Source organism: Campylobacter sp. CH246 (genome assembly GCF_004378835.1).
Lineage (GTDB): Bacteria > Campylobacterota > Campylobacteria > Campylobacterales > Campylobacteraceae > Campylobacter_D > Campylobacter_D jejuni.
In genome coordinates this window covers 109880-135362 of sequence record NZ_RYYA01000004.1, presented here as the reverse complement: position 1 = coordinate 135362, position 25483 = coordinate 109880, and the positions used below count along the sequence as shown (strand labels likewise).

Annotated in this window: 28 protein-coding genes; 14 read left to right on the top strand and 14 right to left on the bottom strand. The window is 30.0% G+C overall.

Annotated elements, in window-relative coordinates:
• Positions 1–35 precede the first annotated feature (35 nt).
• Positions 36–851, bottom strand: coding sequence for a prolipoprotein diacylglyceryl transferase (gene lgt, locus ELQ06_RS04660; protein ID WP_009882152.1), 816 nt, complete (start codon positions 849–851; stop codon positions 36–38).
• A gap of 89 nt (positions 852–940) precedes the next feature.
• Here lgt and ELQ06_RS04655 point away from each other — a divergent pair, with 89 nt between their 5' ends.
• Positions 941–1840: a membrane lipoprotein lipid attachment site-containing protein gene (locus ELQ06_RS04655; protein ID WP_052797831.1), complete on the top strand. Its 900-nt coding sequence runs from the start codon at positions 941–943 to the stop codon at positions 1838–1840.
• A 73-nt stretch (positions 1841–1913) separates the two neighbouring features.
• Here ELQ06_RS04655 and ELQ06_RS04650 read toward each other — a convergent pair whose 3' ends face one another.
• From ELQ06_RS04650 to gatC, 8 genes are all read right to left on the bottom strand, one after another.
• Positions 1914–2702: a shikimate dehydrogenase gene (locus ELQ06_RS04650; RefSeq protein ID WP_052797832.1), complete on the bottom strand. Its 789-nt coding sequence runs from the start codon at positions 2700–2702 to the stop codon at positions 1914–1916.
• A complete protein-coding gene (locus ELQ06_RS04645; RefSeq protein ID WP_002869928.1) occupies positions 2699–3535 on the bottom strand; it encodes an SPOR domain-containing protein in 837 nt (278 codons plus the stop codon). The genes ELQ06_RS04650 and ELQ06_RS04645 overlap by 4 nt, the downstream gene beginning before the upstream one ends.
• A gap of 13 nt (positions 3536–3548) precedes the next feature.
• Complete coding sequence (locus ELQ06_RS04640) at positions 3549–4094, bottom strand: DUF1882 domain-containing protein (RefSeq protein ID WP_002859481.1); 546 nt, start codon at positions 4092–4094, stop codon at positions 3549–3551.
• Complete coding sequence (locus tag ELQ06_RS04635; protein ID WP_052793924.1) at positions 4091–5335, bottom strand: serine hydroxymethyltransferase; 1245 nt, start codon at positions 5333–5335, stop codon at positions 4091–4093. The genes ELQ06_RS04640 and ELQ06_RS04635 overlap by 4 nt, the downstream gene beginning before the upstream one ends.
• Entirely contained in the window at positions 5332–6837 is a 1506-nt protein-coding gene (gene lysS, locus ELQ06_RS04630) for a lysine--tRNA ligase (RefSeq protein ID WP_002858694.1), read from the bottom strand. Before lysS ends, ELQ06_RS04635 begins: the two co-directional genes overlap by 4 nt.
• Positions 6838–7311: a Fur family transcriptional regulator gene (locus ELQ06_RS04625; protein ID WP_002854230.1), complete on the bottom strand. Its 474-nt coding sequence runs from the start codon at positions 7309–7311 to the stop codon at positions 6838–6840.
• Between the two features lies 1 nt (position 7312).
• Entirely contained in the window at positions 7313–7876 is a 564-nt protein-coding gene (locus tag ELQ06_RS04620) for a CvpA family protein (RefSeq protein ID WP_002869932.1), read from the bottom strand.
• A gap of 65 nt (positions 7877–7941) precedes the next feature.
• Positions 7942–8226: an Asp-tRNA(Asn)/Glu-tRNA(Gln) amidotransferase subunit GatC gene (gene gatC / locus ELQ06_RS04615; protein ID WP_002858734.1), complete on the bottom strand. Its 285-nt coding sequence runs from the start codon at positions 8224–8226 to the stop codon at positions 7942–7944.
• Positions 8227–8369: 143 nt separating this feature from the next.
• On the opposite strand from gatC, the gene ELQ06_RS04610 reads away from it, so the two are divergent.
• From ELQ06_RS04610 to ELQ06_RS04580, 7 genes are all read left to right on the top strand, one after another.
• On the top strand, positions 8370–8948 hold the full coding sequence (locus ELQ06_RS04610) for a hypothetical protein (RefSeq protein ID WP_052793925.1): 579 nt from the start codon (positions 8370–8372) through the stop codon (positions 8946–8948).
• Positions 8945–9943 carry a hypothetical protein gene (locus ELQ06_RS04605; protein ID WP_052793926.1) on the top strand — a complete coding sequence of 333 codons (999 nt, stop codon included), beginning with the start codon at positions 8945–8947 and terminating at the stop codon, positions 9941–9943. The genes ELQ06_RS04610 and ELQ06_RS04605 overlap by 4 nt, the downstream gene beginning before the upstream one ends.
• Positions 9940–10230 carry a hypothetical protein gene (locus tag ELQ06_RS04600; RefSeq protein WP_052793927.1) on the top strand — a complete coding sequence of 97 codons (291 nt, stop codon included), beginning with the start codon at positions 9940–9942 and terminating at the stop codon, positions 10228–10230. The genes ELQ06_RS04605 and ELQ06_RS04600 overlap by 4 nt, the downstream gene beginning before the upstream one ends.
• Positions 10217–10846, top strand: a complete 630-nt coding sequence (locus ELQ06_RS04595) for a type III pantothenate kinase (protein ID WP_002860273.1) — start codon at positions 10217–10219, stop codon at positions 10844–10846. Before ELQ06_RS04600 ends, ELQ06_RS04595 begins: the two co-directional genes overlap by 14 nt.
• A gap of 118 nt (positions 10847–10964) precedes the next feature.
• Complete coding sequence (locus tag ELQ06_RS04590) at positions 10965–12311, top strand: FAD-dependent oxidoreductase (RefSeq protein WP_002895442.1); 1347 nt, start codon at positions 10965–10967, stop codon at positions 12309–12311.
• Between the two features lie 48 nt (positions 12312–12359).
• Positions 12360–13802 (top strand): pyruvate kinase, encoded by a 1443-nt coding sequence (pyk, locus tag ELQ06_RS04585; protein WP_052793928.1) that lies wholly within the window; start codon positions 12360–12362, stop codon positions 13800–13802.
• A 97-nt stretch (positions 13803–13899) separates the two neighbouring features.
• Positions 13900–14535: a hypothetical protein gene (locus ELQ06_RS04580; RefSeq protein ID WP_044261019.1), complete on the top strand. Its 636-nt coding sequence runs from the start codon at positions 13900–13902 to the stop codon at positions 14533–14535.
• Positions 14536–14565: 30 nt separating this feature from the next.
• Here ELQ06_RS04580 and pflB read toward each other — a convergent pair whose 3' ends face one another.
• Genes pflB through der form a run of 5 tightly spaced genes read right to left on the bottom strand, consistent with a single transcriptional unit; the run spans position 14566 to position 21106 of the window.
• The gene (gene pflB / locus ELQ06_RS04575) at positions 14566–17028 is read right to left on the bottom strand and encodes a motility protein PflB (RefSeq protein ID WP_052797833.1); all 2463 of its coding nucleotides are present in this window, start codon (positions 17026–17028) and stop codon (positions 14566–14568) included.
• Between the two features lie 9 nt (positions 17029–17037).
• Entirely contained in the window at positions 17038–18273 is a 1236-nt protein-coding gene (serS, locus tag ELQ06_RS04570; protein ID WP_002858681.1) for a serine--tRNA ligase, read from the bottom strand.
• A gap of 10 nt (positions 18274–18283) precedes the next feature.
• Positions 18284–19243 carry a tryptophan--tRNA ligase gene (gene trpS / locus ELQ06_RS04565; RefSeq protein ID WP_052782157.1) on the bottom strand — a complete coding sequence of 320 codons (960 nt, stop codon included), beginning with the start codon at positions 19241–19243 and terminating at the stop codon, positions 18284–18286.
• Entirely contained in the window at positions 19240–19737 is a 498-nt protein-coding gene (locus ELQ06_RS04560) for a shikimate kinase (protein ID WP_079460074.1), read from the bottom strand. The genes trpS and ELQ06_RS04560 overlap by 4 nt, the downstream gene beginning before the upstream one ends.
• A complete protein-coding gene (gene der, locus ELQ06_RS04555) occupies positions 19724–21106 on the bottom strand; it encodes a ribosome biogenesis GTPase Der (RefSeq protein ID WP_052782155.1) in 1383 nt (460 codons plus the stop codon). Before der ends, ELQ06_RS04560 begins: the two co-directional genes overlap by 14 nt.
• Before the next feature lie 100 nt (positions 21107–21206).
• Here der and ELQ06_RS04550 point away from each other — a divergent pair, with 100 nt between their 5' ends.
• Genes ELQ06_RS04550 through ELQ06_RS04525 form a run of 6 tightly spaced genes read left to right on the top strand, consistent with a single transcriptional unit; the run spans position 21207 to position 25428 of the window.
• The gene (locus ELQ06_RS04550; RefSeq protein WP_052776596.1) at positions 21207–22139 is read left to right on the top strand and encodes a DMT family transporter; all 933 of its coding nucleotides are present in this window, start codon (positions 21207–21209) and stop codon (positions 22137–22139) included.
• The gene (kdsA, locus tag ELQ06_RS04545; protein WP_052793934.1) at positions 22136–22951 is read left to right on the top strand and encodes a 3-deoxy-8-phosphooctulonate synthase; all 816 of its coding nucleotides are present in this window, start codon (positions 22136–22138) and stop codon (positions 22949–22951) included. The genes ELQ06_RS04550 and kdsA overlap by 4 nt, the downstream gene beginning before the upstream one ends.
• The gene (gene ribE, locus ELQ06_RS04540) at positions 22948–23412 is read left to right on the top strand and encodes a 6,7-dimethyl-8-ribityllumazine synthase (protein WP_002854278.1); all 465 of its coding nucleotides are present in this window, start codon (positions 22948–22950) and stop codon (positions 23410–23412) included. The genes kdsA and ribE overlap by 4 nt, the downstream gene beginning before the upstream one ends.
• On the top strand, positions 23412–23810 hold the full coding sequence (nusB, locus tag ELQ06_RS04535) for a transcription antitermination factor NusB (RefSeq protein WP_044261028.1): 399 nt from the start codon (positions 23412–23414) through the stop codon (positions 23808–23810). Before ribE ends, nusB begins: the two co-directional genes overlap by 1 nt.
• Positions 23807–24646 carry an orotidine-5'-phosphate decarboxylase gene (gene pyrF, locus ELQ06_RS04530; RefSeq protein WP_044261030.1) on the top strand — a complete coding sequence of 280 codons (840 nt, stop codon included), beginning with the start codon at positions 23807–23809 and terminating at the stop codon, positions 24644–24646. Before nusB ends, pyrF begins: the two co-directional genes overlap by 4 nt.
• The gene (locus ELQ06_RS04525) at positions 24643–25428 is read left to right on the top strand and encodes a hypothetical protein (protein WP_052797834.1); all 786 of its coding nucleotides are present in this window, start codon (positions 24643–24645) and stop codon (positions 25426–25428) included. Before pyrF ends, ELQ06_RS04525 begins: the two co-directional genes overlap by 4 nt.
• The last annotated feature ends 55 nt before the right edge of the window (positions 25429–25483 follow it).

Genomic DNA, 25483 nt, shown 5'->3' with positions numbered 1-25483 from the left:
CCATTTCATTATATTACAAAAGTCTTTAAGATAGATTAAATATTTACTTTTTTAAACTTTATACAAATATAAACTAACAAAGCTGTTATAAACATTATAAAACTTAAAATTTGCCCCATACTCATACCCCATAAAACAAAACCTATGCCAAAATCAGGCTCGCGATAAAATTCACATATAAATCTTGCTAATGAATAAGCACCAGCATAAACAAGAATCAATTCCCCTTGAAAACTTTGCTTAAATCTTGCTAAATAAACTATAATAAAAACAACAATACCTTCTAAAAATGCTTCATAAAGTTGCGATGGATGGCGCAATATTCCATCAACATAAATTCCCCAAGGCACATTTGTAATGCGACCAAAAAGTTCTTGATTTAAAAAATTTCCTATACGACCAAAAACATAAGCTAATGGAACACTTAAAGCAACCAAATCAAGAAAAATCCAAGGATTTGTTTTGTATTTTTTACAAAACAATAAAGTGGCTATCAAAAATCCTATAATTGCTCCATGATAACTCATACCTCGAATACCTACAAATTCGCCATTAATATAAGGATTAAAAATTTGCCAAGGATGAGTAATATAATACATAGTATTTGCATCATAAATCAAAATATATCCAAGTCTTGCACCTAAAATAACCCCTATTTCAACCCATATAAAATAACTATCTAAATGTTTTTCATTAATGTCTAGTTGAAATTTTTTTACAAAAAATTTAGCCAAAAGCAAAGCCAAAAGCAAAGCTATAACATACATAATGCCATACCAATGCACCTTTAAACCAAAGATGCTAAAAGCTATAACATTAAAATTTGAATAAATATGCTGCCAAAATTCCATATATCTTTCCTAATTTTCTTTTATAAAAATATAACAAAAAAACTTTAACTTGCTATAATTAACACAAACACATTAAATAAAGGTAAAAAATGAAAAAATATATTTTACTTGCTAGCAGTATGTTAATTTTAGCAGCTTGTGGAGGCACAAGTAGTAATTTTGTCAATGTTTCTATGCCAAATTTTAAACCCCAAGTTCCAACAAAGGTTGAACCTATTGATTCTGGAGTAAGCATTGCTCTTGAGCCTATTAATATAGAGCAAAATAATAATTATTCTGATTATTTTGAAAATTCAGTGCTTAAAATTCGCATAGAAAAAGAAATTGATCTTTTAAAACAAAATTTAGAAGAACAGATCAAAACCATCGTTCAACTAAAAGGCTATAAAATAGTTACTGCTAATCCAGACTACACTCTTAAAAGTTCAATCAGTATTTATACAGAAGAAAAAAATGCACAAAAAACAAGCAATTTTATGAGTGGAGATTATATAAAATCTAATTTAGGTATAAATTTTAAAGGTAAAATAGATTTTATAGATGCACACAATCCACAAAATTCAACCAATCTTTCAAGTAGTACTAAACTAGATTCTTTAGTTGCGCTTAACTATCCTATTAAAAATGATGATGGGGTTAATATGTTTAAAACTACTATCTCCACCGTACCAACTCAACTCAATAAAGGTTTAGAGCAACCTGCTTTTGAAATTGATAAAAGTTTTTTAGCTTTTTATAAAAATACATTAAATACACTTTATAACAATCTTCCAAAAGCAACAGACATAGGCAAAACTATACCTAATACAAACAGTGGTTTTAATAGTTTTGATGGCGATGCTACCTTTGAAGAAAGCTTACCTCAAACAAATTCTAATCAAAATAATACAATTGAAAATACACCTACACAAAATATTCCTACAAATCCATCTTCAATAAATCAAAATAATAAAAGCAAAAATCAAGATGGGATAGAAATATTTGAATGATAAAACTTGTGAGAAAATTAAACTTTCTCACACAAAAAATAAGTTTTTCTTATACAAAAAAATAACTATCATTCTACTTTAAAATCAATGCCTGTTGCATTGCATTTTTTATCATCTCTCTTTTATCTCGTATTTCAAAAAAAAGTTCAAAAGCAAAAACTCCTTGCCATAAAAGCATATCAAGTCCATCTTTAATTTTTAAATGATACTCTTTACACAATCCATAAAAAGGTGTTTCTCTACCATAAATTACTTCAAAAGCAAATTTAGCTTTAGGTAAAATTCTATCCAAAAGCTTTCTATCACAAGGTAGATTTTCATCTTTTAACCCAGCAGAAGTTGAATTTACAACCAAATCAAAATCAAAATCTTGCAAGTCTTTATAAAGATAAGCTCGATAAGCTAAAAAATCTTTAAATCTTTCTTTACTACGATTAGCTATATACACTTCTACGCCTTTTTGTTTTAATGCATAAGCAAGCGCCAAAGCTGTACCTCCAGCACCCAAAATCAAAGCTTTTTTTATATTATCAAAATCCTTAATAGCTTCTAAAAAACCTAAAGCATCAGTATTATAAGCGTAAATTTTATCTTCTTTTAAGCATAAAGTATTTGCAGAGCCAATATTTCTAGCAAAATCATCCTTCACATCAGCAATATCTAAAGCTTTTTCCTTAAAAGGCAAAGTAATATTAGCTCCACTAAGTCCTAATTTAAAAAAATCTTCTCTTAAACAGTTAGCATTTCTTAAATGATAGCGTGTATAAATGCTATCAAGCCCTAAGGCTTTAATAGCATTATTATGCATTCTAGGCGATTTAGAGTGAGAAATAGGATCGCCTATAACTGCTAAAAATTTCATTTTAAAGTAAAAGAAAAAGCATCTTTTGCAATATCCTTACGGATTTTAGCAAGTTCTGCTGCAATATCTGCCTTTTCAAATGGTCCTATTAAAACCTTGGTAATTTCTTTACCTCCAACTGTAGTTTTATAAAGTTTATAATCATAACCTTTTTGCTTTACAGAAGCAAGTTCTTTTGATTTTTGATCCAAATTACTTACTGAGAAAATTTGCACATAAATACCCGATGCTAAACCACTTGGATGTACAGGTTTAGCATCAACATTTTTAAATAAATCATTTGCATTTTGTTCTTTTTTAGGGGTTTGTTTTGCACTTTCTTTTTCTTTTTTTACAGCTATTTGTTTTTTTGCTTCTTCTTTAGGTTTTGCAGTTTGTTTTACTTCTTGTTTAGGAGCACTTGCTTGTGGAGTGGTATTTTCTGAAGTAGTTGCTGTTGGTTCTGCTGGAACTTCTTGATCAGGCATAGCAAAATTTGTGCTATCATTGTTATTTAAACTAGAGGTTGTTGTATTTTGAGTTGTATTTTGTTCATCTTGAAATTGTTTTCTTAATGCCTCAAATTGATCTTCTGCTGAAGTATTATCTGTAATTGGCATACTTTCAAAAGAAGTATCATTGTTATTGTCTTGAGTTGCTATAGGTTCACTTGGCAATACACTTTGATTTTGCGTATTTTCATCACCACTACCATTAATAAGCTTCATAACTATCATGATAGCTAAAAACAAAATAACTAAAGCAATAACTCGTAAAAGAATTTTTTTTACTTTTTCACTTTTATTACTTTTTTCTAAAATAATATCATCAAATTCATTTTTTTGATTTTCCATAATTTGTCCTTTCTTACATATGCTTAGACCAAGAACTTCCTCGTTCTTTTTGATAAACCTCATAAGGCAATATTAAAATATTAAATTCCCTAGGTACATCCATACTAGGAAACACCTTCCATTCTACTGGCATTTTACTCGCAAACATCATTGAAAGTTTAGACGCTAAAGAATAACCTTCGTTTAACGCCGTATGTCCTTTATGAATATAAAGATGTAAATGTCCTGGAGTTTTAGTTTTATAAGCTGTGAAATTTATAAAACCTTCTTCTCTTAAAATAAGTTGTGCACGGTGATAAAATCTTTCAGCATTAAAACCATTATAATCAAAGACAATATTTTCTACCTTATTATCTTTTGTTATTAAATCATGAGCGACAACAATTTTTTTAGCAGCGTGTTCTCTCATGACATTTAAATTTAAAGGTGCATCAACTCTTTCAAATTTATCAAAAAATAAGCGACCTCTATGTGTAATTTTATTTACAATTTTATCGCGTCTTATATAATAATGGTCGCCAATTATTTTAATTAGCGACATATCCATTGGTGAAATCAAAACATAGCCCTTTCATAAATAATAAAATTACTTGCAAGTTTTTTTAATTCTTGTTTAATATTCTCTTGTAATTTTTCATTATTAATATCATCTAAAATATCTGCAATATAATTTGACACAATTTCCATTTCTTTTTCTTTAAAACCTCTGGCAGTAAGCGCTGGAGTTCCAAGTCTTAATCCACTTGTGATAAAAGGACTTCTAATCTCTCCTGGAACAGTATTTTTATTTGCAGTAATTCCTGCATTTCCAAGAGCTAAATCTGCATCTTTTCCACTAAATTCACGATCTAAAAAACTCATTAAAACAAGGTGATTATCCGTTCCATCGCTAACAAGTTTAAATTTTCTATCCATTAAAACATTAGCTAAAACTTGAGCATTGGTTCTTACTTGTTTTGCATAAACTTTCCACTCATCACTAAGATTAAATTTAAATCCTACTGCTTTTGCAGCAATTACATGCATCAAAGGACCACCTTGAATACCTGGAAAAATGGCAGAATTAATTTTTTTAGCAAGCTCTTCATCATTTGTCATAATAATACCACCTCTTGGACCACGCAAAGTTTTATGCGTAGTTGAGCTTACTACATGAGCGTGTGGAAAAGGACTTGGATGTTCGCCTGCTACAACAAGACCTGCAATATGTGCTATATCAGCAAAAAGATAGGCGCCTACTTCATCAGCGATTTCTCTAAATTTAGCAAAATCAATCACTCTTGCATAAGCACTAGCTCCACAAACTATTAATTTTGGCTTTTCTTTTTTAGCAATTTCTCTTACTTTTTCATAATCAATTCTTCCATCAAGTTCTACGCCGTAAAAACAACTTTCGTACATTTTACCTGAAGAACTTACTTTTGCACCATGAGTTAAATGTCCACCATGACTTAAATCCATTCCTAAAATTTTATCACCTGGATTGATCAAAGCCGCATAAACACCTTGATTAGCTTGAGAACCTGAATTAGGCTGAACATTAGCAAATTTACAATTAAAAAGTTTTTTACATCTTTGAATGGCTAGAGTTTCAATCTCATCAACAAATTCACAACCACCATAATATCTTTTACCCGGATAACCTTCTGCGTATTTGTTTGTCAAGATACTTCCCATAACTTCCATTACTTCAGGTAAAGTGAAATTTTCACTCGCTATCATTTCAAGACCTTCACATTGACGCTCTAACTCTTTGTTTGTTAAATCAAAAATTTCTTTATCAAACATTTCTAAACTCATTCTTTCTCCTTTAGTTCTGATTTTAATGGACGCATTGCAGGAAACAATATCACATCACGAATGGATTTTTTATTTGTCAAAAGCATAACAAGTCTATCTATACCTATGCCCTGCCCTGCCGTTGGAGGCATTCCATAACCCAAAGCATTTACAAAATCTTCATCCATTTCACAAGCCTCTTCATCGCCTGCATTTTTAGCTTCAATTTGTTTTAAAAATCTCTCATATTGATCAAGAGGATCATTAAGCTCATTAAAACCATTTGCCAATTCTCTTCCGCAAATAAACAACTCAAATCTCTCAGCAATCTGAGAATCCTCATCGCTACGTCTTGATAAAGGACTTATGGAAATAGGAAAATCAATCACAAAAGTAGGATTGATCAATTTTTCTTCCACATAATTGTCAAAAAGTTCAGCTTGCAAATGTCCAAGTTCAAGCTTTTCATTCGCTTCAAAACCATCTGCTTTTAATTTAGTAAGAATTTTTTCCTTATCTTCGATTAAATCCCTATCTAAACCACCATACTTACAAAGTGCATCTTTATAGGTTATTCTTTCAAAAGGTTTAGAAAAATTTATCATTTTTCCATCAAATTCTATTGTTTTTCCTAAATTAAGTTTATCCAAAAGTAAAGCAAAAAGTTCTTCGGTTAAATCCATTAAATCTTTATAATTATGATAGGCCCAATAAAATTCTATAGTTGTAAATTCGGGATTATGAGTTAAATCCATACCTTCGTTTCTAAAACAACGATTGATTTCAAAAACCGCCTCAAAACCACCTACTATAAGTCTTTTAAGATAAAGTTCTGGAGCAATTCTTAAAAATCTTTCTACGCCTAAAGAATTATGAAAAGTTACAAAAGGCTTAGCGTTTGCTCCACCTGCAATCGGATGCATCATAGGAGTTTCTACTTCTAAAAAACCTTTATTTTCAAAAAAATGACGGATTAAACTCACCACTTTAGAACGCACTAAAAAATCTTTTCTAACTTCGACATTCATTATCATATCAACATAACGTTTACGATATCTTTGCTCAATATCTGTTAATCCATGATATTTTTCAGGTAAAGGAACAATAGCTTTTGTAGCGAGTTTTACTTCGCTTGCATGCAAACTAAATTCACCTGTTTTAGTTACAAAAGGAAAACCTTTAACCAAAACAATATCACCCACCTCTAAATTCTTTTTTAAAATCGTATAAAGCTCTTCGCCTACGCTATCTTTACTAAAATAAATTTGTAAATTTGTATCCTCATCTTCAATGTTTGCAAAAATTGATTTCCCAGCTATACGCAAAAGTTTCAAACGTCCTGCAACAACAGCATTGACACTTTCATCTCTTTTTTCAACTTGCTCTAAAATATAAGAAAATTTATCCTTAAAAGTCTTTAAAGACATTTCCTTTTCTAAAAAATGAGGATAAGGATTAATCCCTAAATTTTTTAACTCTTTAGCTTTTTCTATTCTTTGTTGCTCTAAAATATTATCAAACATTTATATTTTTACCTTTGCTTTTTGATTATTACAATCACCACAAACACCATAAAGCTGCATCAAATGCCCTGTAAGTTTAAAACCATGTTCTTTTGCAATCAAGGCTTGCTGTCTTTCTATAATAGGATTTTCAAACTCTATAATTTTTCCGCAATTTTTACATATCATATGATCATGGTGAGGTTTATTAGCAAGCTCATATTTTTTACCTGCTGAACCAAAAGAAATGGAAGTTACCATTTCTGCTTCTTCAAGTAAATTTAAAGTACGATAAACAGTTGCAATTCCTACATTTAAATCGGGTTCAGCTTGTTTGATTTCCATATATAAACTTTCGGGTGTGTAATGAGTATCACTGTGATAAAGAGTTTTTAAAAGTACTTCTCTTTGCTTGGTATATTTAAGTCCGCCTTGTCTTAATATTTTTTTAAATCTCTCAAGTAAAACATCATATTCCACATTTTCTATCAGCATATCACTCCCCTTTTTGAGTATTGTTTAAATCACTTACAATATCTTGCAACTTTTCACTAGCATGATCTAGACTATTTTCTGTTAAAGGTTGATTCATAATAAAAGATCCCGTTTCTTTAAGTAAATTTAAAGTATAGCTATTTTTAGCAAAATTATCTAATTTATCATTTAAAAAATCAATTCTTGCTACACAAAAAACCAAAATTGCAAAAATTAAAAAGATTTTTGCTCCACCAAATATAAAGCCACCAATACGATCTAAAAAACCTAGGCCACTTAATTTAATCAACCTAGAAAGAAAATTACCCACCAATAAACAAACTATCCAAAAAATAATTAATATGGCTAAAAATCCAGCAAATCCAGCTAAGCTTTGATTTTCTATCTTATAAAAAGTACTTTGTATAAATTCAGCTGCTTGAGTTGCATATTTTGAAGCAATAAAAACACCACCAATAATACCCAAAAGTCCAAAAATTTCTTTTATCAAACCATTGATAATACCCTTAAGCCCTAAAAGCAAGGTAAATCCTAAAATAAAAGCATCAAACCAATAAAAATTCATTTCAATCACTCTCTGATTTTTTGTTTTAAATTTATTCTACAAATAAGCACTAAATGCTAAGTTAATCATTCTATGATTTTAGGAACAACAAAAAAATGTTCTTGTTTTTTTGGAGCACAATCTAAAACCTCATCAATAACATTGCTATTTCTTATCTCATCAATCCTCAAAGGAGCTCCACCTTTTATAGTACTCACAGTAATCTCTTGGGAATCTAAATCAAGTTCGTTTAATTTTTCAACAAAATTCACAATTTCACTTAACTGTGCAATGGTTTCATTTCTGTTTTTTGTTATTTGTAAAGCACTTAATTTTTCAAGCTTGCTTAATAATTTCTCATCTATTTGCATTTCTTAAACCTTAATAAAAAAGTTAAAATTTTGAAAATTATATCATAAAAAGCTTTAAATTGTTTAGGATATTTTGCAATTTATATGATACAATATCATAATTTTTCTATACAAAAATAAAAATATTTTTTCAAGGATAAATTTTGGGACTAAAAGATAATTTAAAAGCTGTTAAAAATGAACTTAACACGGAAGAACAATTTATAGAAAATTTTATCAAAGGAGAGAGGTTTATACGCAAGTATAAATTTTATATATCTGCTGTTGTGATAATTTTAGTTGCTTGGTTTGCTGGAAATTTTATAATCTCAAAAATAAACGATTATAAAACAAAAGAAGCAAATGAAATTTATGCCAATCTAATACAAGATCCTAGCAATAAAAATCTTTTAGAACAACTTAAAAATAAAAATACCAATCTTTACGCTATCTTTTTACTAAAAGAAAATATTAATGATTTTAATAATACAGCTCTCCAAAATGAACTAAAACAAATTTATAGTAATACTCAAACAAACACTTTACTTAAAAATATTATCGCATTATCTTTAGGGGATAAATCGATATTTTTAAAAAATTATGATAAATTATTAGAAGCTTACAAACTTTTAGAGCAAAATAAAATCGAAGAAGCCAATGTTTTGCTTTCTCAAATAAAAGAAAATTCGAGCTTAAGTCAAATAGCTAAAAATCTTAAACATTATCAAGGTATTACACAATGAAAAAAATATTTTTAACACTATTTTGTTTAATATTCCTATGTGCTTGTGGCACTAAAAGACAATATTTTGAACCAGAACAAACCAATGGAGATTTAAGCCATAATGGTAATTTAAAAAGCAAAATCGTTGACTGGAATCTAGTTTCTGCAAAACTTAGCAATAATACCGCTATATTAAAAAATAATATTTCTATAGATAAGTTTAAACTTCCTAAAAATTATATACTTATAGCTTATCAAGATGGAGAATATTTTACCGCAGATGACAATGGGAATTTAAAAATTTTTGATAATTCTTATAATGAAATTTATAATTTTCAATTTGATGCTAGTGTTGTAGGAGTAGCTTCTAATGGAGATGATTTAGCCCTTGTACTTGCAAATAATACTATAGTTCTTGCAAATCGTTCTTTGGGTATTAAATTCAGTCAAACCCTAACCTCAGCTCCAGCCCAAGACAGTCGTACCGCTAATCCCATATTTTTAGACAATATCATCGTTTATCCAACACTAGATGGCAAAATTTTAATTCTTTCAAGAAACAATCTTCAAATCATTAAAGACGTGGTTATTTCAGCAGAAAATTTTTTCAACAATGTAATCCATCTAAGTGTAATTGGAGATAAGCTTATAGCAGCAACAGCCAAAAAAATTATTGTTGTAAGTCCTGCTAGAACTCTTTATCTTGACGCTGACATAAAAGATGTTGCACTTAGCGATGATGGTATTTTTATACTAGAAAAAGATGGCGCTATTATTAAAACTGATTATAACTTAAGAAAAATTGCAGAAAAAAAATTTGAATTTGCTATTTTTGTAAAAAGTAATATATACAATAATTATTTATATATTTTTGAAAAAACAGGCTATCTTATCAAAATGAATCTAAATTTAAATGATGCGCAAGTATTTAAACTTTCAGAAGCTATTGATAAAATTTCTTTCATGGGGAATGGTAAATTTTACTACGGAGATAAAATTTTAGATTTACTATGATAAAAATTTTAGAACAAATAATAAAGTCTTTAAAATTAAATTTAAAGCCCTATGACTTAAGTATGTTGACTAGAAAAAAAAGTTATATTTGCGCTAAAGATCAAAATAACATTCTTTTTATGTATACAGGAAAAACAAAATTTTTAATGAAAGATGCCTTATTTTTAGAAAATCTAGCACAGCAAATTAACATAAATAACAAATATTTTTTTAGTATGGCTTCTCTTTGCTCTAAAGCAAAAAATCATCTAGAAATGAAAGGATTTAATATCTATGTTGCTCTGTGATATTGGGAATTCAAATGCTAATTTCCTAGATGATAACAAATATTTTACTCTTAGTATAGATCAGTTTTTAGAATTTAAAAATGAACAAAAAATTTTTTATATCAATGTCAATGAACATCTCAAAGAACATTTAAAAAATCAAAAAAAATTTATCAATCTTGAACCTTATTTTTTATTTGATACAATTTATCAAGGATTAGGAATCGATCGCATAGCAGCTTGTTATACTATTGAAGATGGAGTTGTTGTAGATGCAGGTAGTGCTATTACAATTGATATTATTTCTAATTCTATACATCTTGGTGGTTTTATCTTGCCAGGTATTGCAAATTATAAAAAAATTTATAGCCATATTTCACCACGATTAAAAAGTGAATTTAACACTCAAGTTAGTCTTGATGCATTCCCACAAAAAACCATGGATGCTTTAAGTTATGGTGTTTTTAAAGGAATTTACCTACTGATAAAAGATGCCGCTCAAAATAAAAAGCTTTATTTCACTGGTGGAGATGGGCAATTTTTAGCAAATTATTTCGATCACGCAATTTATGATAAACTTTTAATCTTTCGAGGAATGAAAAAGATTATAAAAGAAAATCCCAATTTACTTTATTAAAAATGTTACAAAAATTCTCATTGATATCAAACCTTAATGAAATTTAACTTTTTGTAAAACAAATTCAATTAAACTTCTATTTAGAAAAAAGTTTATTAAAATAAAAAAAGGAAAAACAATGAGCCAACAAGAATTTGATGTGCTTGTCATCGGAGCTGGAATTTCAGGAGCAGCATTATTTTACGAGCTTGCAAGATATACAAATATTAAAAATATTGCTTTGATAGAAAAATATAATACAGCTGCAACATTAAATTCTAAGGGAACGAGTAATTCTCAAACCATTCATTGTGGAGATATTGAAACCAATTATACTTTAGAAAAAGCGCGAAAAGTAAAAAGAACAGCTGATATGATAGTTAAATATGGACTCATGCAAAATGCGCAAAATAATTTCATGTTTTCTCATCAAAAAATGGCTCTAGCTGTTGGAGATATAGAATGTGATTATATGAAAAAACGCTATGAAGAATTTAAAGAACTTTATCCTTATATAAAATTTTTCGATAAAGCAAAAATCAAACAAATTGAACCCAAGGTTGTTTTAGGAGAAGATTGCAATCAAGATAGACCTGAAAATATCTGCGCCATGGGTGTTGAAAGCGGCGAGGTTTTTACAACTGTAGATTTTGGGAAAATGAGTATAAATCTAATAGAACAAGCCCAAAAACAAAATAAAAATACTTTCGTTGCCTTTAATCAAGAAATTATTCACATAGAAAAAAAGGATGATATTTTTATATTAAAAACCTCAAATCATCAAGAATACCATGCCAAAAGCGTAGTTGTCAATGCTGGAGCGCACTCTTTATATTTGGCGCATAAAATGAACTTAGGTATGGATAAGTCTTGTTGGCCTGTTGCAGGAAGTTTTTATTTAACCAAACAAAAACTTTTAAATGGCAAGGTTTATATGGTGCAAAATCCTAAACTTCCATTTGCAGCTCTTCATGGAGATCCTGATTTGCTTGCTAATATGAACACTCGCTTTGGACCTACTGCACTTGTTATTCCAAAACTAGAACGTTATCATGGTCTAAAATCAGTTCCAGAATTTTTTGAAGCACTAAAACTTGATAAAACTGTTTTAAAAGTAACTTTTAATATGTTTAAAGATGCAACAATTAGAAATTACATCTTTTATAATTATCTTTTTGAACTACCTTTTATTGATAAAAGCTTATTTGTTAAAGATGCCAAAAAAATAGTCCCAAGTCTTAAAGCAAGCGATATTTATTATGCAAAAGGTTTTGGAGGCGTAAGACCACAAGTTATTGATAAAACTAAAGAAGAATTAATGCTAGGTGAAGCAAGTATCACAGAAACCCCTGGTATTATTTTCAATATGACTCCAAGTCCTGGGGCAACGAGTTGTTTAGGAAATGCCGAAAGAGATGCAAAGCTTGTATGTAATTACCTAGGAATGGAATTTAACGAAGATAAATTTTCTTCAGAATTATTGTAATCATTTTGTTTCTATTTTTAGCTACAATAATTTCAAAAGGAGTTTACCATGCTTAAAAAAACAAAAATTGTAGCCACAGTAGGTCCAGCAAGTGAAAAGGAAGAAATTCTACGCCAAATGATTATCAATGGTGTAAATGTTTTCCGTTTAAACTTTTCTCATGGAACACATGAGTATCATAAAAAAAACTTAGATACCATAAGAAAAGTAGCTAAAGAATTGCATACTCGTATTGGAATTTTACAAGACATTAGTGGTCCTAAAATTCGTACAGGTGAACTTAAAGAACCATTTGAATTAAAAAAGGGCGATAGACTTGATTTTTATCGTGAAACAATTTTAGGGGAGAAGATTGCTCAAAATCATTATAAAATCAGTATTAATCAAAATTCTATTTTAGATATGTTAAAAATTGATGAATATATTTATCTATATGATGGATCAATTCGTGCTAAAGTAGTAAGCATAGATGATCAAAAAATTGAAACCATTATAGAAAATGATGGTTTTTTAAACTCAAATAAAGGTATTAATTTTCCGAATACTAAAATCAATATTGATGTTATTACACAAAAAGATAAAAATGATTTACTTTGGGGTATAAAAAATGAAGTAGATTTTTTAGCAATATCTTTCGTACAAAATGCGCACGATATTGATGAAGTTCGTGAAATTTTAGCACAAAATAACGCAAAAATATCTATTTTTGCAAAAATTGAAAAATTTGATGCAGTAGAAAATATTGATGAGATTATTAAATCTAGCGATGGTATAATGGTTGCAAGAGGAGACTTAGGTATTGAGGTACCTTATTATAAAGTTCCTAATATCCAAAAAGAAATTATACAAAAGGCAAACAATGCCTCTAAGCCTGTTATTACTGCGACTCAGATGCTTTTTTCATTAGCCAAAAGCAAAACCGCCACAAGAGCTGAAATTTCAGATGTTGCAAATGCTGTTTTAGATGGAACAGATGCAGTAATGCTAAGTGAAGAAAGTGCCGTTGGTATAGATCCTGCAAACGCTGTTGATATAATGTGCCAAACTATAATAGAAACAGAAAAACGCTATCCATATAACAAATTTAATGATTTTAATGATTTAGACAATACAGATAAAATCATGCGTTCTTCAGCTCATCTTGCAACAGATCTTAACGCTGATGCTATTTTTTCTTTAACAAGTAGCGGAAAATCTGCTATTAAGATTGCAAGATATCGTCCAAATATAGAAATCATAGCAGTAGGGCATTCTGAAAAAACCTTAAACTCTTTAAGTATAGTTTGGGGAGTTAATCCTGCAATCTTGGTTAACAAAAGTAATGAACTTACAGAATTATTAAAAGACTCTGTAAGATCAAGTGTTGAAAAAGGTTTTATGGATGAAGATAAATGCTATCTTCTAACTGCAGGCTTTCCAACAGGAGTAGAAGGTACTAGCAATCTTATCCGCATTCTCAATAAAGAGCAAATTGCTTATTATCTACAATAAAACATTAAATTCCTTTGAAAATAAGGAATTTAATGTCCTTATAAATTTTTTAAGTCAAAAGTCGATATAAATTAAAGCCTCACACAAAGGAGCAAATATGCAAGTGAATACTTTTTCAAATATCGCTAGCATGGCACAAACACAAGTTAGCAATAAGAAGGCAGATGATGCTAAGGAAAACACGAAAGACAAAAATGTTCAAAGTGCTAATTCTAGCAAGGATGTAGATAAAAATACCCTTGAAAAATTAAATGCACTTGGTGGAAAGGGCATTACACAAATTTACCTAGTTCAGTTTCAACAGCAAACAATGAATACTGTAATAGGTTCGAGCAATGCCCAAACTGGACTAGATAGTCTTTTAAATGGTGCCAATTTAGATACTGCGAAATCTATACTTAAAAATATTGATTTTGCATCCTTAGGCTACAGTGGCAAAAATCCACTTGATATGAATACAGATGAACTTCAACAACTTGTAAGTGAAGATGGTTTTTTTGGAGTGGAAAATACAGCCAGTCGCATCGCGGATTTTGTTATTAAAGGCGGTGGCGATGATGTTGAAAAATTGAAAAAAGGTCTTGAAGGTATGAAAAAAGGATTTGAGCAAGCAGAAAAAATGTGGGGTGGAGAACTTCCTCAAATCAGTCAAGATACAATAGATGCAGCACTTAAAAAAGTTAGCGATCGCATCGATGAGCTAGGCGGAAAAACTCTAGATCTTCAAGCTTAATTAAAAATGCTTAGAAATTTCTAAGCATTTTTAATTGTTATTAATATCAAAAGTAAAAAATTCACTCTTAAAATTATTAGGTAAAGTTTTATACTGAGATATTGCAGCTTCATAGTTCTTTACTTCTTGATACAACATACCAAGAGCTGCTTTACTTTCTTTGTTGTTTTTATCTGTAAGTTTAGAAAGCTGTAAAAGTGCTATAGCTGAATTTGGATTATTTGCACCTACGGCTGCTACGGCTGCTAAAAATAAAGTTTTAGTATCTTTAGCTCCATAATCATCAATCAAAGAATTATAAAGCGCATAAGCCTCTTCGTATTGCTGTGCAAAAATATCCAAATAAGCTAATGTTTGTAAAATACCCTCATCTTTTGTTCCAGAAACATTAATCAACTCTTTAAATTTCTGTCTTTCTAAATTTAAAAGCCCTGCAATATGCATTAAATTAACATAAAACTCCCTAGCTATATTTGGCCCACCAAAAACACTACGATAATCAAGTTTTAAATTTTTAAAATGAATTTGAGCATTTTGAGCATATTCTTTAATATTTAAATTTGAATTTAAAGAATTAAAATACAAAATATTTGCCAAAATATCTTCAGGCAACTCTGAGCGCAATTTAGCAATTTTCACATCTACTTGATTATTAAGGTTATTATTTTTAGCAACAATAGCTTCAAAAATCAAACTCAAAGGCGTATCTTTTTTTGATTCATCCAAATAAGGAAGCATGGAAATATAATTATTATTAACCAAAAATAACATACTTTTTTGCATATTAGCTTTAAAATTAGAATCGGCAGCTATATTATCAAGAATTTCATTGTAAAGTTTAGTTGTATCAATATCAATTAATTTTGCGCAAAACATAGCAAAAGCACCTGCTAAGTAATTTTTAGGATTAAGATGATATGAACTTGAAAAATGCTTATAAGCAAGTTCATAATTTTGCATTTGGGCATAGGTTAAAGCCAAATTATAATGCAAAATACTGTGTTCTGGATAATCCTTGATAAGTTTTTGAAATTCTTGGTTAGCAAGGCGTAACTTCTGATTTAATGCATAGTTAATAATATTGGCAATTTTTACATTGGTAGATGAAAGAGCTTTACTTGTATTAAGATAAACTCCCGCATCAGCACTATCATCTACGAAATCTGTAACATTAGCTTTTTTAATATATAAAGCGGCCTGCTTACTATCAAACACTTGATAAGGCGCAAAATAAAAAAGCAAATCAAATTGATCTTTTTGTTTTTTTAATAAATCTTTTGAAAAAGAATTTTGGGCAACTGCTATATTAAAAAGATCCTTATTTAAACGAACTTGAATTTTATAAGTATCTAAAATCTTATATCTATCTTTATCGTTATCATAAGAATTTTGCAAGCGCGCTAACATATCTTGATAATTTCCTGTTTTAATATCAACCAATGTTAAAGCCGCCAAACTCTGATTAAAATCTCTTTCAATTTTCATCGCTGTACTTAAAGCGACTTTAGCTTTAGCATATTCTCCTATTCTAGCGTATAAAAGACCTAAAGATAAACTAGATTCAAAATTGCCTTGAGAATTTAATTGCTGTATAGCCTTGGAATCAAAGTCCATTTTTGCATAAATTTTAGCAGACAAATACTTTGCAACATCAGAATACGGCTCCACATCTGTTCTTTGCAACATTTGTAAGGCCTCAGGGTAATATCCTTTGTAATAATTAATCAAGCTTAAATAATAATCATATAATTTTGATTTTCCTTCTTTTGGAAGATACACTTGAGCTAAATCAATATAATATCTAAATTTTTCCTTATCATTAAGCTTTAAAGCACAAACAGCAGCATTGATAGCAGCTACACTTTGATTTTCTCCATTGGCTATAGCTTTCTTGAAGCTTTCAAAAGCTTCTTGGAATTTATTCTCATTCATTTGAGAAACGCCTAAATTATAATTAGATAAAGATTCATTATATACGGCAACTTGCTCATAAACTTTTAAAGCCTGTTCAACCTCACCCTTTAAATATAAAGCATTTGCTTTTTGGATCATACCATCAATTCTTTGCATATCATTGTATTTATATGATTCATCAGGCATAATAACAGGTTGTTCTAAAGGCTTAGAAGCTATAATATCTGGTTTAATTTTTCCTTCACTAAAAGTTAAATAAAAAAGTGTAAAAACTAAAATACAAATAATCCCCAAAGATAAACCCACAAGAGACATAAACTTACGATCTTTATACCAAGGCGTAGGCTCTTGACTTTCAACTTCTTCAAAAGTTGATACATCTTCAGGCGCACTTTCTCTTGTAAATTTAAAACCACTTTCACTATTTTCTTGAGGTAATTCTTCTGGCAATGATGCAAATTCTTCATCTTCTGGAGCTTGCCCCTCTTGCCCTTTAAATCCCTCTAAACTCTCATCAAGTCTTGGTTGATTTAAGCCATCTTCGGGTTTTTCTAGTATTATATCTTCTTGTTCAGCCATCTATACTCTTTAAAAATATTTTTTCAAAACATCAGGAATATGAATTTTTCCTTCTTTATCTTGATAATTTTCCATAATCGCTACCAAGGTTCTTCCTACTGCCAAAGATGAGCCATTAAGAGTGTGGACGAGTTCATTTTTTCCTTGTTCGTTTTTATAGCGAATTTTAGCGCGTCTTGCTTGAAAATCACGACAATTTGAAACCGAGCTGATCTCACGATATTTATTTTGTCCTGGAAGCCACACTTCAAGATCTACAGTTTTTGCTGCACTAAAACCCAAATCTCCAGTGCAAAGCATCAAATGTCTATGCGCTAAACCTAAAGAACTCAGCAAATCACTTGCACACTCAAGCATTTCATTAAACACACTATCACTTTGCTCAGGTTTAGTGATACTTACAAGCTCTACTTTTTCAAACTGGTGTTGTCTTATAATACCCCTTGTATCACGCCCTGCACTGCCTGCTTCTTTTCTAAAACAAGCACTATAACAAGTCATTTTTATAGGTAAAGTTTCACTCGCTAAAATTTCTCCGCTGTAAAGATTGGTTACTGGAATTTCAGAAGTTGAGATCAAATATAAATCCTCATCATCTACCTTATACATATCTTCTTTAAATTTTGGCAACTGACCCGTCCCAAACATAGTAGCACCATTTACCAAAAAAGGTACATTAACAAATTCAAATCCACGACTTCTATTAAAATCTATCATATAATTTACCAAAGCACGGCTTAATAAAGCTCCTTCATTTTTAAGCACACAAAAACGACTTTGTGAAATTTTTACCCCACGCATAAAATCAAGCCAATTTAAACTCTCGCCTAATTCAAAATGTTCTTTTGGAGTAAAATCAAAGCTAGGTGGATTTAAAACTTTTTTAAGCTCCACATTTTCATTTTCATCTTCACCCACAGGCACACATTCATCAGGGATATTTGGGATGGCATGAGCGATTTCCTCAAGCTCATTTTCTAAAGCATTTACTTTAGCGCTTTGCTCATTAATTTTGCTTTTATTTTCGCTTAATTTTGCTTTTAAACTTTCTTTATCTTCGGCTGTAGCAAGCTCTTTGCTGAATTTATTTTGAAAAGCTTGAAATTCTTCCAAGGCTATTTTTTCTTTTTTTAAACTTGCAAAAAGTTCAGCAAGTTTTTTTAAGATATTTTCATCAACTTTTTTATTTTTTAACTTTTTAGCCACTTCATCAAAATTATTTTGCAAATTTTTTAAATCTAGCATTTTCTACTCCTTAAAGTCCGATTTTTTCATAAATTTTTTGCATTTTTTCTTGGGCGATTTTTCTTGCTTTTGTCGCACCAAAATCCAAAATTTCTTTCAAATGCGAAGGCTTTTCTAAAAGCTCATTATATTTTTCTCTTGCTTCTTTAAAATAAGCATTTACGAGCTCGTTTAAATACATTTTAAAATGTCCATAACCCTCACCACCTTTTTCATAGCGTATTTGTAATTCTTTTTGCCCTGATTCATCTAAAAAAAGCTTTGCGATTTTAAAAATATTGCAGTTTTCATGATCTTTTGGATCTTCTAAAGCGGTACTATCTGTAACTATGGAAGAAATTTGTTTTTTTAAGATTTTTTCACTGCTAAAAATATCTATAGTATTTTGATAAGATTTACTCATTTTTGCCCCATCAGTGCCTACAACTACAGCTACTTCTTCATTAACTTTAGCCTCTGGAAGGGTAAAAATTTCACCCCATTCATTATTAACTTTTAAAGCAATATCGCGTGCGATTTCAACATGCTGGATTTGATCTTTTCCTACAGGGACAATTTGTGTATCAAAAAGTAAAATATCAGCTGCCATTAAAACAGGATAAGAAAAAAGCCCATGTGAAGCACTAAGCCCCTTAGCAACTTTATCCTTGTAACTATGCGCACGCTCTAATAAACCCATAGGAGTAAATTGCGATAAAATCCAATAAAGCTCCATAACTTCCTTAACATCACTTTGCAACCAAAAAACGCTCTTTTGCGGATCTATACCAAGGCTTAAAAAAGCCGCAGCAGCTTTTAAGGAATTTTGTTTAAGTTTTTCTCCATCTTGAGAAGAAGTCATGGCATGATAATTAGCAATAAACATAAACATTTGGCTTTTTTCTTGTGCATCTACCATTTGCTTAATCGCACCAAAATAATTACCTATATGCAAATCGCCACTTGGCTGAAGGCCTGTTAATACTCTCATTTTATCACCTTTTTAATCTCGCTTAAAAGTTTGTCTATATTTTTATTTTCTATATTTAAAACAAAATTTGCCTTTTGTTCATACTTGCTTAAACGCTCATTATATAATTTTTTTGCTTTAATTTCATCATAAAACAAAGGTCTTTTAGAAATTTCATTTTCATCTAAACGCTTTTTTAAATATTCAAAATCTGCTTTTAAATAAATACAAAAACCTACTTTTTCTAAATTTGAAACATTAACAAACCCTCCACCCGTAGCAATACAAGCTTTCTCACAAGAACTAAAAAAATCAGACATTTTTTGCTCTTGTTCTCTAAAAAAATTCTCCCCTTTTTGTTCAAAAATTTCACTAACTTTTTGATTAAATTTTTGTTCTATTAAAAAATCACTATCTAAAAAAACAAGATCTAAATCCTTAGCTAAAGCTCTTGCCAAAGTGCTTTTTCCAGAACCCATAAATCCTATAAAAACGATATTTTTAACTTTCATCATTTTCTTTACTGCCCTTTTTACGCGAAGCAATCACTAAAGGCACACCTTCGAAATTAAATTCTTTTCTGATTTGATTTTGCAAATAACGCTTATAGCTAAAATGCAAGGCCTTAGGACGATTCATAATAAGTGCAATTTTTGGCGGTGCTAAATCATATTGTACTGCATAATAAATTTTAACCAACTTCCCATAATCATGCGGCAAAGGATGTGCTCTTGTGGCATTTTCTATCAAAGTATTAAGCTTAGAAGTTTGGATTTTTTGAGTGAAATTTTCAAAAATTTGCAAAATTTTATCGAGTAAAACATGCACCCTTTTTCCACTTAAAGCTGATACACTAATCACAGGTGTGTAAGCTAGAAATTTAAAACGATCAAGACGCAATTCTTTTACAGTCTTATCAAAATCCATCTCACTTTTATCCCATTTATTTAAAACAATAATCACACCTAAATAATGCTTAGCCACAAGCCCAGCAATGCGTTCATCAAGCTCATTAAAGCCCTCATGTGCATCTAAAACCAAAAGTGCTATTTGAGAATGAGATAAAATTTTTTCCGTGCGATTTAGGGCAAAACGTTCTAATCCTTGAATTTTACCCCTTTTTCTAATGCCTGCAGTATCAACAAATTCTATCACTTTATCTTTATGAATTATACTTTCATTAACAGGATCTATAGTAGTTCCTGCGATAGAACTTACAACACTGCGTTCTTGCTTAACCAAAGCGTTTAAAAGACTTGATTTTCCAACATTTACACGCCCTACAATACCCACTCTTATATGATTTTGATCGACTTCTTTAAATTGAAATTCTTTTCCTTCTTCATAATACTCTAAAAAATCTTCTAAATTTTCTTCTTCATCAGGGATTAAAAACTCTTCATGTAAAAATTTTTCAAGCCATTCATAAAGTTCATCTAAGCCTACATTATGGGTTACTGAAAGATTAAAGATTTCCTTTACGCCAAAATTTGCAAACTCCCAAGCCCTTTCTTCATCTTTTTTATTATCTACTTTATTAATCACTAAGGCTATAGGTTTTCCAAGTTTTTTTAAAGAATAAAAAAACTGTCTATCCTCATCATCAGGCGCTAATTTTCCATCAACTAGATAAAGTATGATATCACTTTCTTTGGCTACTTTTAAAGTGTTTTTTTTCACATTTTTAAAAAGTTCATCACTTTCATCAAGCCCTCCACTATCAATAAGCATGGCTTTTTTTGAATGAATATGAATTTCTATTTTATTTGTATCTCTAGTTGTACCTGAAATATCACTTGTAATAGCTATTCTTTGTCTTGCCATTCTATTAAAAAGACTTGATTTTCCAACATTTGGCTTACCTATAAGTATAATGCTTTGCATTTTTTTCCTAGAAAATTATATTTTTAAAATTATATAAAATTTGGCTTAATATTAAGCAAAAAAAGACTAGAATTAGCTCAGATTTTAGTCAAGGAAAAAAATGCTAAAAGTAATCAAACATAATTTAGGAATTTATTTCATGATTTTAGCATGTTTGGATTTTGCACTTATGGGAGCTTGTGCAAAAATTCTTAGCAAGGAAATGAGTTCTATAGAAATTATGTTTTTTAGAAATATCATAGGAATTTTTTTCATAGTCTATCTTTTAAAACGATCTAAGGCACATAAAGAAGGGGGACATTTTTGGCTCTTGGTATTTCGTGGAATAGTAGGCACGCTTTCACTATATATGTTTTTCTATAATGTTTCAAATATTACACTAGGTGGAGCTTTTGCTTTTCAAAAAACCGCTCCAATTTTTATTACTTTAATAGCTTTTGTTGTTTTTAAAGAAAATATTGGCATCAAAGGCTGGATAGGAATTTTAATAGCATTTGGTGGAGTACTTTTAATCGCTCAGCCTTGGGCTCATAATTTAAATCATTCAGGCTTTGATTTAAAAAATTCAGTTATAGGTATCACGAGTGGATTTTTAGCCGCTTTAGCTCTTACAAGTGTAAGAGAACTTAGAAAATCTTACACTACAGAACAAATTGCCTTTTCTTTTATCCTTTTAGGAACCTTAATGCCTTTAATTTCTATGATCAGTGCTGAATTTTTTGAACCACAGCATCTTGATTCTTTACATTTAGATTTCATTCTAGCGCCTTTTGTGATGCCAAGTCTTACAGCTTGGCTTATCATTGCCATTATGGGAACTTTAGGTACCATTTATCAAATTCATGTTACCAAAGCTTATGGTATCGCTAAACAAGCAGGAGTGGTTGCCGGAGTTAGTTATCTTGATGTAATATTTAGTATGGTAGTTGGAATAATTTTAGGAGATAATTTACCAAGTACTATGGTTTTTTTAGGTATAATAGGCATTATTTTTGGTGGATTAATTTTAGTTAAGAACAAAGGAAAAAAATGAAAAAAATGATACTCATTGCTGGTCCTTGTGTGATAGAAAGCAAAGATTTGATTTTTAAAGTTGCTGAACAGTTAAAAAATTTTAATGAAAATCCAAATATAGAATTTTATTTCAAATCAAGTTTTGATAAGGCCAATCGCACAAGTATTAATTCTTTTAGAGGTCCTGGTCTTGAAGAAGGATTAAAAATTTTACAAAGCGTAAAAGATGAATTTAGTATGAAAATCTTAACCGATATACACGAAAGCAATCAAGCAGCAGCCGTAAGCGAAGTAGCTGATGTCTTGCAAATTCCTGCTTTTTTATGTCGTCAAACCGATTTACTTGTAGCTGCAGCAAAAACTAAGGCAAAAGTTAATATCAAAAAAGGACAATTTTTAAACCCAAGCGATATCAAATACAGCGTTAAAAAAGTTCTACAAACCCGTGGCATAGAAGATGAAGGCTATGAAGCTGCTCAAAAAAATGGTGTTTTTGTAGCTGAAAGAGGAGCTAGCTTTGGCTATGGAAATTTAGTAGTAGATATGCGTTCTTTAGTTATCATGCGTGAATTTGCTCCAGTTATTTTTGATGCTACCCATAGTGTACAAATGCCAGGAGCTGCAGGCGGAAGTAGTGGAGGAAAAAGTGAATTTGTAGAACCTTTAGCAAGAGCGGCAGCAGCCGTAGGCATAGATGGCTTTTTCTTTGAAACACATATTAATCCTTGCGAGGCTTTATGCGATGGACCCAATATGCTTAATCTTACACGCCTTAAAAATTGCGTTAATACATTACTAAAAATACAAAATATCATAAAGGAGAACAAATGAATATTATTGAAGGAAAATTAAATTTAGACTCAAATACAAAAATCGCTATCATTAATGCAAGATTTAATCATATCATCACAGATCGCCTTGTAGAAGGAGCAAAAGATGCTTTTTTAAGACACGGAGGCAAAGAGGAAAATCTAAGCCTTATACTTGTTCCTGGTGCTTTTGAACTTCCGTATGCATTAAAAAAAGCTATAGAAAGCAAAAAATTTGATGCAATTTGTTGCGTAGGTGCAGTAATTCGTGGCTCAACTCCGCATTTTGACTATGTTTCAGCAGAAACCACCAAAGGCATAGCCAATGTGAGTTTAAATCATAATATCCCTGTAAGCTTTGGTGTTTTAACTACAGATACAATAGAACAAGCCATAGAAAGAGCTGGAAGCAAGGCAGGCAATAAAGGCTTTGAAGCTATGACAACTGTAATCGAGATGTTAAATTTGAGCAAGGAGCTTTAATGGCAACGCGTCATCAAGTTCGCCAAAGCGTCATCTCCTTACTTTATGCTCTTGAATTAAATTCTCAAAACAACGTTTTTGTAGATGAAATTTTAGATGAAAAAAAAATACGCAATGAACAAAAAAATTTTACTTTAAATTTGTATCATGGAATTTTAGATAATTTAAACAATATTGATGAAACCTTAAATTCATTTCTAAATGATAATCAAATTACAGCTTTAGGACATGTAGAAAGAGCTATACTAAGACTTGGAGCTTATGAGTTACTTTTTACCGATACTCCTAGTGCCATTGTCATCAATGAGGCTATAGAACTTGCTAAAGAACTTGCTAATGACAATTCTCCAAAATTTATAAATGGAGTTTTAGATGCCTTGATAAAGGCTAAAAAATGAAGCTTTGTGTCGCACTTGATCTTTCTACAAAAGAAGAATGCTTACAACTTGCCAAAGAATTAAAAAATTTAGACATATGGTTAAAAGTAGGTTTAAGGGCATATTTAAGAGATGGTTTTAAATTCATAGAAGAACTTAAAAAAGTTGATGATTTTAAAATATTTCTTGATCTTAAAATTCATGATATTCCCAACACTATGGCAGATGCTTGCGAAGAAATATCAAAACTTGGTGTTGATATGATCAATATCCACGCAAGTGCTGGAAAAATAGCCATACAAGAAGTTATGACACGGCTTAGCAAATTTTCAAAAAGACCTTTAGTTTTAGCAGTTTCTGCTCTTACGAGTTTTGATGAAGAAAATTTCTTTAGTATTTATAGACAAAAAATTGAAGAAGCTGTAATTAATTTTTCAAAAATATCCTATGAAAATGGACTTGATGGTATGGTATGCTCTGTTTTTGAAAGCAAAAAAATTAAAGAGCATACAAGTTCAAATTTCTTAACCCTTACTCCTGGAATTCGTCCTTTTGGAGAAACAAGTGATGATCAAAAACGTGTTGCTAATCTTGCAATGGCTAGAGAAAATTTGAGTGATTATATCGTTGTAGGAAGGCCTATATATAAAAATGAAAATCCTAGGGCTGTATGTGAAAAAATTTTAAACAAAATACACAGAAAAAATATAAGTGAAAACGATATAGAGCAAAATTATGAAGCAATTCAGCAAAAAGAATGGGATATGTGTAATCACTTTGAAGAATGGATTAAAACTCAGCCTGATAAAGAACATGCTTTAAAAGAATTTTATGCTAAGTGCGGGATAAAATATTGAATTATCAACAATTAGAATGCGATTACTTTAATCTTTACAATCAGTTTCTTAGCGTGGATTTTCAAATTTCATTATTTGAAAAAGATCATAAAGGTTTAATTAAAGATTTTATATTTTTTTATTATCAAATTTTAAAACAAAAAGACTTGAGCTACTTGCTTGAGGTAAGAAATAAAATTTCCCTGAAAGTTTATAATTATATGCAAGAGCACTCCACTTCTCCAAAAGATTTAAGTCTTATTTGCCTAAGAGAAAATAAACATATTGAATTTTTTCAAATATTTTACAAGGCTCTCGCTTATTTTGTAGCCTTTAGAAAAAAACTTAATGAAGAACAAAAAATTAAAAATTTGATTTCAAATATCAATGACTGTTTTGGCTATCATTTCTTGAATTCTGACTTTAACAATCTTCAAAATTTTCAAAAAAGCGATTTGTTCACCTTACCTGAAAAACATCTTAAATATTTTCACTTCGCCATGATTCATCTTTGTTTCATGGTTTTAAATCCTTTAAATTTTAAAGTCTCTAATCGGCATCTTGATAAAGCGATTAATTATCTTGTCGATGGAACTTTTGAAATTTATGAGCTCATCTTTAAAGAATATTTTTTATTGTTTTCAAAAGATAAAGAGCTTAAAGATGAACTTAGAAAATTAAAAAAATTAGAATTTAAAATTCTAATGCAAGAAACTTCAAAAATTAAACTACTTAATCATTATAAGGAATTTTGCGAAGAAATATTCTACAATATACAACTTGAAAAAATCACACAAAATTAATCCTGTATTAACATTGTTATAGTTTAATAATAAAAATTTTTAATAAGGAAAAATT

Bases quoted from the DNA above. Each gene is read 5' to 3' on its own strand.
- ELQ06_RS04625 (WP_002854230.1), bottom strand. From the start codon at position 7,311: ATGCTGATAGAAAATGTGGAATATGATGTTTTACTTGAGAGATTTAAA.
- ELQ06_RS04655 (WP_052797831.1), top strand. From the start codon at position 941: ATGAAAAAATATATTTTACTTGCTAGCAGTATGTTAATTTTAGCAGCT.
- ELQ06_RS04590 (WP_002895442.1), top strand. From the start codon at position 10,965: ATGAGCCAACAAGAATTTGATGTGCTTGTCATCGGAGCTGGAATTTCA.
- ELQ06_RS04645 (WP_002869928.1), bottom strand. From the start codon at position 3,535: ATGGAAAATCAAAAAAATGAATTTGATGATATTATTTTAGAAAAAAGT.
- ELQ06_RS04550 (WP_052776596.1), top strand. From the start codon at position 21,207: ATGCTAAAAGTAATCAAACATAATTTAGGAATTTATTTCATGATTTTA.
- serS (WP_002858681.1), bottom strand. From the start codon at position 18,273: ATGCTAGATTTAAAAAATTTGCAAAATAATTTTGATGAAGTGGCTAAA.
- ELQ06_RS04620 (WP_002869932.1), bottom strand. From the start codon at position 7,876: ATGAATTTTTATTGGTTTGATGCTTTTATTTTAGGATTTACCTTGCTT.
- lgt (WP_009882152.1), bottom strand. From the start codon at position 851: ATGGAATTTTGGCAGCATATTTATTCAAATTTTAATGTTATAGCTTTT.
- ELQ06_RS04600 (WP_052793927.1), top strand. From the start codon at position 9,940: ATGATAAAAATTTTAGAACAAATAATAAAGTCTTTAAAATTAAATTTA.
- ribE (WP_002854278.1), top strand. From the start codon at position 22,948: ATGAATATTATTGAAGGAAAATTAAATTTAGACTCAAATACAAAAATC.
- pyrF (WP_044261030.1), top strand. From the start codon at position 23,807: ATGAAGCTTTGTGTCGCACTTGATCTTTCTACAAAAGAAGAATGCTTA.
- ELQ06_RS04650 (WP_052797832.1), bottom strand. From the start codon at position 2,702: ATGAAATTTTTAGCAGTTATAGGCGATCCTATTTCTCACTCTAAATCG.
- lysS (WP_002858694.1), bottom strand. From the start codon at position 6,837: ATGTTTGATAATATTTTAGAGCAACAAAGAATAGAAAAAGCTAAAGAG.
- trpS (WP_052782157.1), bottom strand. From the start codon at position 19,243: ATGAGAGTATTAACAGGCCTTCAGCCAAGTGGCGATTTGCATATAGGT.
- gatC (WP_002858734.1), bottom strand. From the start codon at position 8,226: ATGCAAATAGATGAGAAATTATTAAGCAAGCTTGAAAAATTAAGTGCT.
- ELQ06_RS04580 (WP_044261019.1), top strand. From the start codon at position 13,900: ATGCAAGTGAATACTTTTTCAAATATCGCTAGCATGGCACAAACACAA.
- ELQ06_RS04605 (WP_052793926.1), top strand. From the start codon at position 8,945: ATGAAAAAAATATTTTTAACACTATTTTGTTTAATATTCCTATGTGCT.
- ELQ06_RS04560 (WP_079460074.1), bottom strand. From the start codon at position 19,737: ATGATGAAAGTTAAAAATATCGTTTTTATAGGATTTATGGGTTCTGGA.
- der (WP_052782155.1), bottom strand. From the start codon at position 21,106: ATGCAAAGCATTATACTTATAGGTAAGCCAAATGTTGGAAAATCAAGT.
- nusB (WP_044261028.1), top strand. From the start codon at position 23,412: ATGGCAACGCGTCATCAAGTTCGCCAAAGCGTCATCTCCTTACTTTAT.
- ELQ06_RS04635 (WP_052793924.1), bottom strand. From the start codon at position 5,335: ATGAGTTTAGAAATGTTTGATAAAGAAATTTTTGATTTAACAAACAAA.
- ELQ06_RS04595 (WP_002860273.1), top strand. From the start codon at position 10,217: ATGTTGCTCTGTGATATTGGGAATTCAAATGCTAATTTCCTAGATGAT.
- pyk (WP_052793928.1), top strand. From the start codon at position 12,360: ATGCTTAAAAAAACAAAAATTGTAGCCACAGTAGGTCCAGCAAGTGAA.
- kdsA (WP_052793934.1), top strand. From the start codon at position 22,136: ATGAAAAAAATGATACTCATTGCTGGTCCTTGTGTGATAGAAAGCAAA.
- pflB (WP_052797833.1), bottom strand. From the start codon at position 17,028: ATGGCTGAACAAGAAGATATAATACTAGAAAAACCCGAAGATGGCTTA.